Here is a 12264-nt window from a genome sequence, read left to right on the forward strand (position 1 = left end):
ATTCCTCCTCTACATGCCCCTTAAATATGGGCATTATGGGAGAGGTGCGAACCTTTCTGTTGCGCATTCCACAATGCGCGATAACGCCCTTCAGCACGCAGTAATTCGTTGTGCGTTCCCTGCTGGGAAATAACGCCCTTCTCCACAACCAGAATTCGATGTGCCCCCACAATCGTCGATAGCCGATGGGCAATGACGATAACCGTCTTGTCCTGCACCAGCCTGTCAATCGCCCGCTGTACGGCTAGTTCGCTTTCGGTATCCAACGCCGCTGTCGGTTCGTCCAGAATCACTATCGGCGCATCCTTCAATAATGCCCGCGCAATTGAAATACGCTGCCGTTCACCGCCGGATAATCGGCCACCGATATCACCCAGCCGCGTTTGCCATCCCTGCGGCAGCCGTTGAATCAACGCCAGACACTGGGCAGCTTCCGCAGCCCGTTCAACCTCTGCGTCGCTGGCCTCCGGGCGCGCCATCCGAATGTTTGCCAGCACCGAATCATCAAACAGATAGACATCCTGAAACACCACGGAAATCAGCCGATTTAATTCACGCGTAGGAATGTGGCGAATATCCACGCCGCCGATACACACGCGCCCGCGTTGCGGATCCGCATGACGCATCAGCAGTCGCGTTATCGTCGTTTTCCCCGAGCCAGACGGCCCAACCAGCGCCGTCATCCCCTTCTCCGGCAGTATGATGTTCACCCCATCAAGCACCGGTTCAGCCTCATCCACATAGCGGAAACCAACCTGCTCGAATGTAATCGCATATGTCGTCGGCACCGCCATCGGCGAACACACGGGCAGCGGTTCAATGGCCAGCAGATCGTCAATGCGATGCAGCGCCGTCTCAATTAGCGCCAGCACGGCCGTATAGCTGACAAACGTCGCCAGCGGTTCAGAAAAGCGCACGGTAATCACCATCATCGCAGCGACGATGGCCACCTCCCACGCCCCCACGACAACGCCGCTGATACCCAGAATCAGTACGCCCTGAAGGCCCAACTCCACAACGCTGGTGACCATCGCGCCGGGTTTGGCTCCGCGACGATGAGCCGACGTTTGTATCTGCTGTAGATGCTGAAAACGCTGACGCAGCGCTGATGTGCGCTCAGCCTGCTGACAGCTGGTTCTCAGGACGGCAAGCCCCTGCACATATTCCACAATATCGGCGCTGGTTTGCTGGTTAGCCTCCGCTAGCGCCTGCATCGTGTGCGCAAATGCAGGTCGCCTCCAGCGATACAGCAGCGCGATGACGGGAAAAAGCAGTAGCAAGCTTAGGCCTAACCGCCACTCGACCACCAGCATGACGAGCGCTATCACGACGGGCGTCACGATAGCCAGTAGCAGTTGGTTTACTATCGCCAGCACATAGTTCAGGTTTTCATCCACACTGCCCAACAGCAGTGCGTTAATATCCCCCGCCCGCGCGGATTGAAGCGTGGTCAACGGCATACTCCGCAGCTGTTCTCCCAGACGCATACGCAGTTCATGGGTCGCCGCCGCAAGCTGCCCACGGTATTCAAACCCTTGACCATACCAGCGCAGTACCAGCGTCAGCAGGCTTAGAATTGTCATGACTGTCAGCCATATCGCGATCTCACGGGCAGCAGCCGCATGGGTGAACGCCGACAGCAGCGGAAACAGGCACGCCAGAGCCAGCCCTTGCATCATCGCTGCCGCCAGTAGGCTCAGGCAGCATCGACGGAACTGGCGGGCTTGCGACCCCGTCACTCGCTCCAGTTGACGGTACGTGTGCCACCATGCAAATAACCGCGTTGTTATGACGGTATGGTTTTTGTTCATCACGCGCGATCTCCTGACCGTCCGTTGCTCGACGATGTGCTGCACGGTGCGTTGCCTAGCGCCCAGTTCTGCGCCTGCTCATAATGCCGCCACAGCGTGCTATAGCGACCTTGCGCAGCCAACAGCGCCTCATGACGGCCAGACTCGCTCAACCGACCGCGATCGAAAACCACAATCTGATCGGCATCACGAATCGTCGACAACCGATGCGCCACCATAATGACCGTTTTCCCCCGCATCAGGACGCCAAGCGCCGCCAGCAGTGCCGCCTCGTTTTCCGGGTCGGCAAACGCCGTGGGTTCGTCCAGTACCAGAATCGGCCGGTTATGCAGTAGCGCCCGCGCAATGGCGATGCGCTGGCGCTGACCGCCGGAAAGGAACTGGCCGCGCTCACCGGCCAGCGTGTCGTAACCCTCCGGTAGCGCCATGATAAAATCGTGCGCCTGCGCCGCCGTCGCGGCGGTAATCACCTCGTCCATACCTTTTTCAGGCAAACCAAGCCGGATGTTATTAGCGATGGTGTCCGCAAACAGGAATGATTCCTGAAACACAAACGACACCTGCTGCATAAGCGTGGCAGTTTGCATCTGTCGGATATCGACGCCGCCAATCAAAATGCGCCCGGCCGTCACATCCCAAAAGCGAGGAATAAGCCGTGCTACGGTGGTTTTACCCGCGCCAGACGCCCCCACCAGCGCCGTAACCGAGCCTGCCGGCACCTGAAAACTGACGTCCTCCAGCACCCAGTCGCTCGCATGTCGGTCGTAGCGGAAACTCACCTGCTCAAAACTCACGCTGGCATCGGCGGGCAAGACACCATTTTCCGCTTCCGGCAGCGGCGACAGCGCCAGCACGTCCTGAATCCGGCTGATACTCAATCGGGTTTTCGCTACCATGTGATTCAGCGCCATCATCGGCATAACGGCCTCCGCCATGCCATTACCGAGCAGCAGCACTGCGACCCACAGGCTGAAATCAAGATCGCCAGAATGATAGAAACCGTAGGCCACCCAGCCCAGTACCAGCAGCGTTGGCAGTGGATTAAGCACGGCGAAAGAGAAACGCGCCGAGAACCCCGCCTGCTGATACCAGCACGTGAGCACATCCAGATAGTGTTCCAGCGCCTGCTGGTAGCGCCCAAACGTTGACGCGCCGGTATCGAAGGTGCGCACCACCGGCATCGCCTGCACAAATTCGATCACGGCGGTACTGACCGCTTCCCGCGCCTGGTTGTAGCGCTGGTTCATCTCACCGGCATTGCGCATCGCCAGCCTCAGCACCACAGCTCCGGCAACCAGCACCAGCAATGCCGCCAACGCTAAACGCCAGTCCAGCCAGAACAGTAACGCCCCCGTACACAGCGGCGCCACAAAAGCACGCGCATAGAGCGGCGTGCTGTCCGCCACAAACAGGTGGAGTGCTTTTACATCGTCCTGCACGATTTTCGCCAGCGAACCAGTGCCCAGGCGCTGCACCTCGCCCAGCGGGATCCGCGCCAACTGTTCCGCCAGCGCGCTGCGAATCTGATTTTCCAGCCGAAACGCAGCATAGTGAGACTGATTAAAAGCCAGCAGACGCAGCAGATAGCTAGCACTCAGGCACAGCACCGCTCCGACCATCGTCAACAGCGGCCATGACGCGGGGTGTAAAATGAGCAGCCGGATACTCCACGTCAGAAAAAGCAGAAATGCGATGCCAGCCAGAACCGACAGCCCCGACAGGCACATCGCCAGACGAACTTGCCCTCTTACGGGGTGCATAATGTGCCAGGCACGGTTCTGTGGCGCAGGATGCGGCATGGCAGCGGATGAACCGTCCTCAACAGCGGAATGTGGCATAGTTTTTCTCTTTTCTCCTTCCCGCACAGCCGCTTACCCGGAACACAAGCAAATCAACTCGACGGCGGCAATAAAGTCAGGAATAATAACTATTCTCAATTGCGTATCTACCCGATTCGAGCCGATTTCTACCCGAATCGGTATGGGATTACCGCCATCAACCGCGTTGCTATGATTGTTCAAGGTTCGGACCGCCCAATGGCCGGATCGTCCGACGACAGCAACCCGTATCTTCAGGAGCCTGCCCATTGAACGCCTCCCCACTGAAAGCCACCAGCGAGCCTGAAGTCACCATTTCGAATTTGATCGCGGAGCTGCACGTCGTACGGCCGGATACCGGTGCGGACTGTAGCCTGCTGCGCGCGACGCTTCAGGAAGGGCTGGATATTCTGGTGTGGCGTGGGCAGTTCCGGCAGCCGACAACCATGCATTTGCACGACGACTGGGGACGCGTCAATTTTTCCTGTTCGTTGCAGGGAGATTCGCAATTTGCACTGAAAGGCGATCGGGGACGGGAGCACGTGCTGAAGCAAGATTCGGGCTGCATTAGCTACACCCCGGACTGTCAGGGCACCTCGTCCTATGCCGGACGGTTTGAAAGCGTCACCGTGTCGCTGAGCCCTGAATTACTGGCTAACTGGGTGCCGGATCTCACCGGTAACCTGCAACAACAGTTGGATTCCGGCCGACTCTGCACCCACTGCGACTGCAATGCCGAAATGCGGGCAACCGCTCAGGTATTAAGCCATGCGCTGTCCAGCCTGACGCACCCGCAGCAGGCCGGTGAAAACCGCCATGCGCCGCTGTGGCTGCTGGGGCAAAGCATGATTCTAGTGAGTCTCGCCGTCGCCGGACATGCCGACGCGGTTCCCCAGCAGGACACGCTCAGCCTGGCCGATCGCCAAAAGCTACTGCGTGCCAAAGATCTGTTGCTGGCGGATCTGTCACAGGCCCCCACTATCGCCATGCTCTCCAGAGAAACCGGATTAAGCGTACTCAAGCTAAAACGCGGGTTCCGCCAGCTCTTCAATAACAGTATCTATGGGCTATTTCAGGCCGAACGTATGCAGGAAGCGCGCCGTCGGCTGTTCGTCACGGGTGCGCCCGTCATGGTGGTTGCCACCGATCTGGGCTATGCCAACGCCAGCCACTTTAGCGCCGCCTTTCAAAAGCAGTTTGGCGTTACGCCTTCTGCTTTCAAGCGCCTGAACATTTAGCAGAAAACCAACGCCCCGTTAATCCCGATGCGGGTACAAATAGACCGGATTCGGGTAGCGTCATAACAGCGAATGATTATCATTTTCTCCATGATAAGCAGGAGAAACTGTCATGCCCGATTCTATTGCAACACCACACCCTTTCCTTGATACACACGCCTGGCCGGTGGTGTTCTTACACATGCCGGAACAGGTGCCCGACGAGGAATCCGCTAACTATATGGCGCAGATCGCTCAACTGTATGCCGCACAAGAACGCTTTGTACTCTGCATGACCGGTGCCGATCTGCCCCATCGTTCCCCCGTCTTTATGAATGCTTACCTCCAGTGGACGCGCGATAACACCAGCCTGCAACAGCAATACTGCGCAGGTGCCATTCGTATCGAAAGCGACGAGGCCAAAAGGCAAAAATACGTGGAATGGGCGGAGAACTGGGCGCAGTCCGGGCAGGCACCGTATGCCTATTTTGTCGTTGCCACCTCGCTTGAAGCACAGGCGCTGGCGCTAACGCTGCTGGATAGCGACAAACCATGACAGACAGCTCGATGACACGCTACCTTCCCTATTGGTGTTTCTATCTTCATCAGGGCATGATCACCGCGCTCATTATGCAAGGCGTGGCGGGCTATTTTCGCCACGCCGGGTTGGATCTAGCGCAGCTAAGCTGGCTGTCGCTGACCTTTCTGCCGTGGATTGCCAAATGCCTCTGGGCGCCGTGGGGCGAGCGTCACGCGCTTCCTCTGCGCGGTAATCCCTATTTAGGCAGTCTGGCGCTGCTCCAGATCGCGATGGCGTCGATGCTGGTCGGGATTGGCATGATTTCACCGGAGCACTCGGTCCTGACTATCGTCATCGCGCTGATGTTATTGGCGCTGCTTTCCGCCAGCCACGATATCTATGCCGATGGCATCACGATTTGTACCACCAGCGCCGCCAGCCGCGCACTGGCGAATACCGCACAGGTCGGCGGCAGCTATCTGGGTATTCTGTTTGGTTCGTATGCGTTCCTGAGCATTGCAGAACAGGCGGGATGGCGAGGTGGCTTCTTCGCGCTGGCAGGGCTGTCGCTGCTGATGCTCATCCTGCCGCTGCGCTATACCCGGCAACCCCAAATTCAGCATCATCCGACTCAGCAAACCGTACGCCCGACGCTCAACCGTCTGACGTTCAACGCGCTCTGGCCGGTATTAGCCTTCACGGCCATTTTCTATCTGGCGATGCGCGGCATGATGGCGCTACAGACCGTCATGCTGATCGACAGACAGCTTAGCCTGAGCCAACTGGGCATCGTCATGACCGTGTACAGCACCGCCGTGAGCGGCGTAGGGATTGTGCTCGCCAACGTCCTGATTCGTCGTATGGGCGCACTGCGCTGCCTGCTGCCCGTGATGGTCACGCACGCGCTACTCGCTATCACGCTAGCCGTCGGCTATCCGCTGTTTGCGCTGAACATGTGGATCGTGCTCTTTGGCGTGGTCAATCTGGCCGCCGCCGTCGGGTTTGTCACGCTATACAACGTCCTGATGGGAGTAGTCAGACCGCATCAGCCTGCATCCGACTATGCGCTGTTCCAATCTACCGATGCCGCTGTCGCCATGATCGTGTCGATTACCGCGCTCCAGTTAGCACATCACACGAACTACCAGACCACGCTGGGCGTGCTGGCCTGCTTCGCCGTCGCCAGCCTGTGGCCCGCCAAACAGCTATCTGTGCGGCTTTCCCGCGTGTTTTCTGACGGTGCTGCACCAGCAATCATAAGCCAGCAAGGGCGGGATTAACAAAACGGAAAAATGGGCAGGCAGCCTACTGTATTCGGGTTGAAATAGACCCGATACGGGTAGATCAAAAAATGCAAACGATTATCATTTAACTTTCATCATTCTCTGTCTTACGCGCTTTCGTACCGTCATAACGCGTGTCGTGATGAAACCGTTGCCTTTGACATCGATTTTAGTTTTTCAGGGATTTCATAATGAAAATAATGCGTCTTTATCCGCTTGCCTTAACCGGCGTATTTCTCTCGTCCTGCGTTTTTGCCGCTCAGGACGATACGCTCGTTGTCTCCGCCAGCAAACAATCGCCCTATTCCGCCTCGGCCAACAACGTCTCTTCCACCGTCGTGACGGCACCGGAGCTGAAAGATGCGGGTGTCACCAGCACTGACAAGCTGACCCGCGTGATGCCCGGCCTGAACCTCGGTAATAACGGCAGCCTGCTGTTCCCCTCGATCTCACTGCGCGGCGTGTCTTCCGCACAGGATTTCTACAGCCCGGCGGTGACGGTCTACGTAGACGGCGTACCGCAGCTCGCCACCAACACCGTGCAGACACTCTCCGATGTGGAAAGCATTGAAATGCTGCGAGGCCCGCAGGGAACGCTGTACGGTAAAAGCGCACAGGGCGGCATTATCAACATCGTGACCCAGCAGCCGGACAGCACGCCGCGCGGCTATGTCGAAGGCGGCGTCGCCAGCCGCGACGGCTATCACGGCAAAATCAACCTCAGCGGCCCCATTCAGGATGGTCTGCTATATGGCAGCGTCACGCTGCTGCGCCAGGTCGATTCAGGCGCGATGACCAACCCCGCGACGGGTAGCGACAACCTCGGCGGGACAAAATCCAGCGTCGGAAATCTTCGGCTGCGACTGGCTCCCGAAGGCCAACCGTGGGAAACCAGTCTGGCACTAACGGAAGACTGCACGCGCGCCACACAGGATACCTATCTGCCGTTTGGCGATGCGAAAAACCGGACGCTGGAGATCGCCGCGGGCGCACCCGATCCTAAACTGCGCCGCTGCACGCACAGCCAGTCACTAAGCGGAAAATACACCACCGATAACTGGATCTTCAGCCTGATCGGCGCATGGCAGCAGCAGAATTATGACCGCACCTTCCCGAACGGTACGCTGATTGCCGACATGCCGGAGCGCTGGAATCAGGACGTGCAGGAACTGCGTGCGGCGACACACGGCGCAGGCCGCACGGTAGATATGGTGTTCGGCCTTTACCGACAGAACACACGTCAGAAACTCGATCTGACCTACATTCAGACAGGTTCTCCGTTTATGAAAAGCAATGCCAATACGTCAACGGAGACGTTAGCCGCCTACAGCGATCTGACCTGGCACCTGACCGACCGTATCGATCTGGGCGGCGGGCTGCGCGTATCGCACGATAAAGCCGAAACCCGTTACCGCCAGCAGTTCTCCGGCATGAACGTGGGCGACAGCAATAGCGTCGATGACGATCAGGTACTGGGACAGCTCTCCGCCAGCTACCTGCTGAATAATGACTGGCGTGTCTATACCCGCGTCGCACAGGGCTACAAGCCAACTGGCTTTAACTATTCGCCTGCTGCTGGCACGCAGGCTATTCCGTATAGTGCGGAGAAATCGATTAACTATGAAATCGGCTCGCGCTATCAGAGTGGCGATGTGCAACTTCAGGGCGCGGTCTTCCACACCCATACGCGTGATATGCAGCTGTATTCCGGCCCGGTCGGTATGCAAACGCTTAGCAATGCAGGCCGCGCCGACGCCAGCGGCGTAGAGATGATGCTGAAGTGGCAATTCGTTCCCAACTGGTCATGGGATATCAACGGTACTTATGTCCGTTCTGAATTTACGGGCGATAGTGAGAGCTATCAGGATAAACGCGTCCCCTTCGTCCCGCGCTACGGTGCCGGCACCAGCCTGAACGGATTGATTGATACCTCGTTCGGCGCGTTAATGCCACGTCTGGCCTTCAACGTGGTAGGGCCGCACTACTTCGACGGCGACAACGCGCTGCGTCAGGGCACCTATACCACAACCGACCTGCGCCTCAGTTGGCAGGCGACCGACCGGGTGAATATCGCCGGCTATGTGGATAACGTCTTCGACCGCCGCTATCGCACCTTTGGCTTCATGAGCGACACATCGGGCTACGCACAGGTCAACGAAGGTCGAACCGTTGGCGTGGACGTGCGGGTCGACTTGTTCTGATTCCTGTCGTTTTCTCGCTGCCTTTTAATCACATTGCTATGCAGGTTAAAAGGCAGCGTCGCGTGCTATTCCACCACCGCTCTCTCTTACAATCCCTTACCGATTAGCCCTTCTCCTTTCACCAAAGTCATATTAATGACATCGCAGCGGCCCCATACTGACTTGTCACTGACTGATCATGCCCCGTTTTTCCCTGCTACTTAGCGCTTGGTGCGCCTGCCGGAGACCCGTCATGAAACGCAACACGATCTTGATATTCACTGTTTCTGCCATCATTTTACTCGCAGCGGCCGCGACAATAGGGTGGAAGGTTAGCCGGGGAAACAGCAATGCACTGTGGGAGATCGTCAGCGAACAGTGCGTGCCCAATCAGCAGCGTAATGGCAATTCCGCGCCCTGTCTGGAAGTCAATCTGGCAGAAGGTTACGTGCTTTTTGATGACAGAAACGGCCCCTATCATGACCTGCTGCTTCCAACGGATAAAATCAGCGGTATAGAAAGCCCTGAACTCTTACAGCAAAACACACCCAATTTTTTTATGCAGGCATGGGACAGACGCGGCCATCTGTCGCACGAAGCGGGTAAACCGATCAAAGATGATTATCTTTCGCTGGCGATTAACTCGCGCTACGGCCGCACGCAAAACCAGCTGCATATCCACATTGCCTGCCTGCGCCCGGAAATTTATCAGACGTTGAACCAGCAGTTTTCAACGCTCTCTGCCGACTGGAAAACGCTGCCAGTGAAAATTAACGGACACGTCTATCTGGCAAAAACGCTCACGGCGAACGAACTGACGCAAAGCGATCCGTTCAAAACACTCGATCGCTACGCCCAGCAGCGGAATGAATCTATCGGCAAATACGGCCTCGCAATGGTCTCCACGCCAGCCGGCGAAAAGGTGCTGCTCGCCAGCGGTCTTGACGTGTTCAATATGAGCCTCGGATCGGTGGAAGAAATTCAGGACTTTTCCTGTGCGCTGGCGAAATAGCCGCTGGCCGCGTCAGACGGCGGCCTGAAGACCGTTAGCAATCAATTCGCTATAACTTATGACTTTTTGTTCATTGCGTTGCCAGCCAACCTCCGCCTAAAAAGTGGGGAAAATCGATAGGTTAGGTAGCTGCAACATGCATCTGGATTTACGGCAATTACGCAATTTTCTTGCGCTGGCCGAACATGGGAGTTTTGTACAGGCCGCAGAAGCCGTCTGTTTGTCACAGTCGGCATTCAGCCGCAGCATTCAGGCGCTGGAACAAACGATGGGACATCCGCTTATCGATCGTCAGAGCCGTCGCTTTGCGCTGACGTGGCAAGGTAATACGCTGCTGCCGTTTGCCCGACGCATGCAGGAGTTGTCCTGGGAGCTGATGACCGACATGCGGCAGATCAGCGAGGCGCAGGAAGGTGAACTGACGTTTGGTTGTGGCCCCGCCCCCTCGACCACGCTGATCCCCAAGGCGGTCGCACATTTCCATGCCCTTCGCCCACGCGCCAGAGTTACCTACAGCGTGGATAACTGGCAGTCTCTGCGTGAGCGACTGCTGGCCGACGAATGGCCTTTTATCGTTGCCGATACCTGGCAGGCCGAAATGGAAACCCATCTCCACGTGCAGCCATTAAGCCGGCAGCGCTGCTTCTTTATCTGCCACTCTTCACACCCGCTGGCACAGCAGGCAACCGTGACGCCGGACGATTTGCTGCGCTTTCCTCTCGCCTCCCCTTTTATGCCCGTCGGTATGCGCAAGGTGCTGGCCGCCTTAACTCGCCAGCCCGATTATCGACCGCAAATTCAGTGTGACCATATCTATTCCGTGTTCAGTATCCTGCGACATACGCAGGCCATCAGCTTCGCCAGTGAGGATGGCTTCGCACTGGGACGATTAAGCCACCAGTTGGTAGAAATTCCGCTGACGGGAACACCGCCGGAGTGGGGAAACATGCAAACCCGTTTCGGCATTGTCACCTGTTTGCAGAGAGCGCTACCGCCGCTGGCTGAACTGATGATTGAAACCATACTGGCGCAGGACAAACTGCGCTCACCCGCTCCGCCACTGCCGACCCTGTGAGCGCCTACGTGGTTATTTCGCAGGATTGCCGCTGGCGTCATACACCGGCCAATTTGACTCCAGTCCTTTGGCCTTCAATGCCCGATCGGCAAACTCGCCAGCAAACCAGTCGCTGGCTGAAAACGAGTTGCGAATAAGTCCGGCGGCTTTCGCCCGCTCGATGCTGTCCTGTAAACTGCTCAGCAGGAACGGATCGAGGCGTGGCGAGCTTTGAAACGGGAGATCTTCCGCTTTCAGCTCTTCCTGAAAGATCGCCTGCGGAATCTGGCTCTGCTCTGCCATTAGCGCGGTATAGTCCGGCAGGTGCTGCGCCTCGCCGATCCACTGCGCATTGTCCACCAGCACATTCACCAGTTGCTGCGTCGTGCCTGGGTAGCGGTCGATAAAATCCTGCGTCGCCAGCACCGCAGCCTGCGTGGTATTCGCCCAGCCCAGTGCCCGGCTGGTGGTCACAATATTGATGCCCTGCTTACGCAACGCCAGCAGGGAGACGCCGCCCCATACTGCATCCACGCGTCTGGCTGCGAGCGCCGCTTTGCCCGCCGTCCAGTCCAGATTGATGACCCGCACGTCGCGCTCATTGAGTCCAACGCTTTTAATCGCGCGCTCAAACGACAGCTGATCGGCCGTTCCCTTGTAGACTGCAATCCGCTTACCGCGTAAATCTTCAATGCGTTGAATACCCGATTCCGGCGTCGCCGCCAGATAAGAATTAGCGCCGCGCGATCCCACCAGCACCCGCGTCGGCAATCCCCCCGCCCGACCAATAATGGCCGCCAGATCGCCCAAATACACCACATCCAACTGCTTATTCGCCAGCGCCTCATTGACCGCCGGGCCCGCGCCTTTAAAGAACGACCACTGAATTTTGATACCCTGCGGTTCAAATTCTTTCTCCAGTTGCTTTTGAATATGCGCCAACCCCAACGGCCCGCGGATAAAGGGTTTGCTGCCCGCGCTTTGGTCCGGCAAACCAATGCGAATCTCCGTCGGCTTCTGTGCATCCTGCGGAGCAGTGTCGTTCGCCTGAACGGTCGATGCCATTAGCGCCGTGCTCATCAGCAGAGCAATGCCCATGAGCTTATGCAGCCCCTGTCGCCAGCGAGGATGGAGAGTTACCGATAAAAGAGTTATCGATGGGATTGATGGTTGGTGCATACGGTTTTCCTCAATAATTTGTTTCATCTGCCATGAAAACTAACGAACCGTCTGCATCAGGCTTAAATAACATTTACAGGTTTGTTCAGCGGAAAAAAGCATAAATCAGCGCTGGCGGGCGTGGGCTGCGCATATGCATTTCTTGCACGGCGGCCATCGTTTTATTGCATTGGCGTTCAAGGCTGAAACCT

General features: G+C 57.2%; 9 protein-coding genes. 6 read left to right on the forward strand and 3 right to left on the reverse strand.

Features of this window, described 5'->3' with window-relative positions; all coding sequences use genetic code 11:
• Window positions 1-20: 20 nt before the first annotated feature.
• Both WCT94_RS18655 and WCT94_RS18660 read right to left on the reverse strand, forming a co-directional pair.
• A complete protein-coding gene (locus WCT94_RS18655; protein WP_336871066.1) occupies window positions 21-1811 on the reverse strand; it encodes an ABC transporter ATP-binding protein in 1791 nt (596 codons plus the stop codon).
• Window positions 1811-3610, reverse strand: a complete 1800-nt coding sequence (locus tag WCT94_RS18660; protein ID WP_336871068.1) for an ABC transporter ATP-binding protein — start codon at window positions 3608-3610, stop codon at window positions 1811-1813. Before WCT94_RS18660 ends, WCT94_RS18655 begins: the two co-directional genes overlap by 1 nt.
• A 287-nt stretch (window positions 3611-3897) precedes the next feature.
• Between WCT94_RS18660 and WCT94_RS18665 the strand changes: the two genes are divergently transcribed.
• From WCT94_RS18665 to WCT94_RS18690, 6 genes are all read left to right on the forward strand, one after another.
• Window positions 3898-4866 carry a helix-turn-helix transcriptional regulator gene (locus WCT94_RS18665; protein WP_336871020.1) on the forward strand — a complete coding sequence of 323 codons (969 nt, stop codon included), beginning with the start codon at window positions 3898-3900 and terminating at the stop codon, window positions 4864-4866.
• 112 nt (window positions 4867-4978) lie between these two features.
• On the forward strand, window positions 4979-5401 hold the full coding sequence (locus WCT94_RS18670; protein ID WP_336871023.1) for a hypothetical protein: 423 nt from the start codon (window positions 4979-4981) through the stop codon (window positions 5399-5401).
• Window positions 5398-6645, forward strand: a complete 1248-nt coding sequence (locus WCT94_RS18675) for an MFS transporter (protein ID WP_336871026.1) — start codon at window positions 5398-5400, stop codon at window positions 6643-6645. The genes WCT94_RS18670 and WCT94_RS18675 overlap by 4 nt, the downstream gene beginning before the upstream one ends.
• 194 nt (window positions 6646-6839) lie before the next feature.
• The gene (locus tag WCT94_RS18680; RefSeq protein WP_336871027.1) at window positions 6840-8849 is read left to right on the forward strand and encodes a TonB-dependent siderophore receptor; all 2010 of its coding nucleotides are present in this window, start codon (window positions 6840-6842) and stop codon (window positions 8847-8849) included.
• 232 nt (window positions 8850-9081) lie between these two features.
• On the forward strand, window positions 9082-9840 hold the full coding sequence (locus WCT94_RS18685; RefSeq protein WP_336871030.1) for a CDP-diacylglycerol diphosphatase: 759 nt from the start codon (window positions 9082-9084) through the stop codon (window positions 9838-9840).
• Window positions 9841-9976: 136 nt separating this feature from the next.
• Window positions 9977-10915, forward strand: coding sequence for a LysR family transcriptional regulator (locus tag WCT94_RS18690; protein ID WP_336871032.1), 939 nt, complete (start codon window positions 9977-9979; stop codon window positions 10913-10915).
• Between the two features lie 12 nt (window positions 10916-10927).
• Here WCT94_RS18690 and WCT94_RS18695 read toward each other — a convergent pair whose 3' ends face one another.
• On the reverse strand, window positions 10928-12073 hold the full coding sequence (locus WCT94_RS18695; protein ID WP_336871035.1) for an ABC transporter substrate-binding protein: 1146 nt from the start codon (window positions 12071-12073) through the stop codon (window positions 10928-10930).
• Window positions 12074-12264 lie beyond the last annotated feature (191 nt).

It is taken from the genome of Pectobacterium sp. 1950-15 (assembly GCF_037136835.1).
GTDB lineage: Bacteria > Pseudomonadota > Gammaproteobacteria > Enterobacterales > Enterobacteriaceae > Pectobacterium.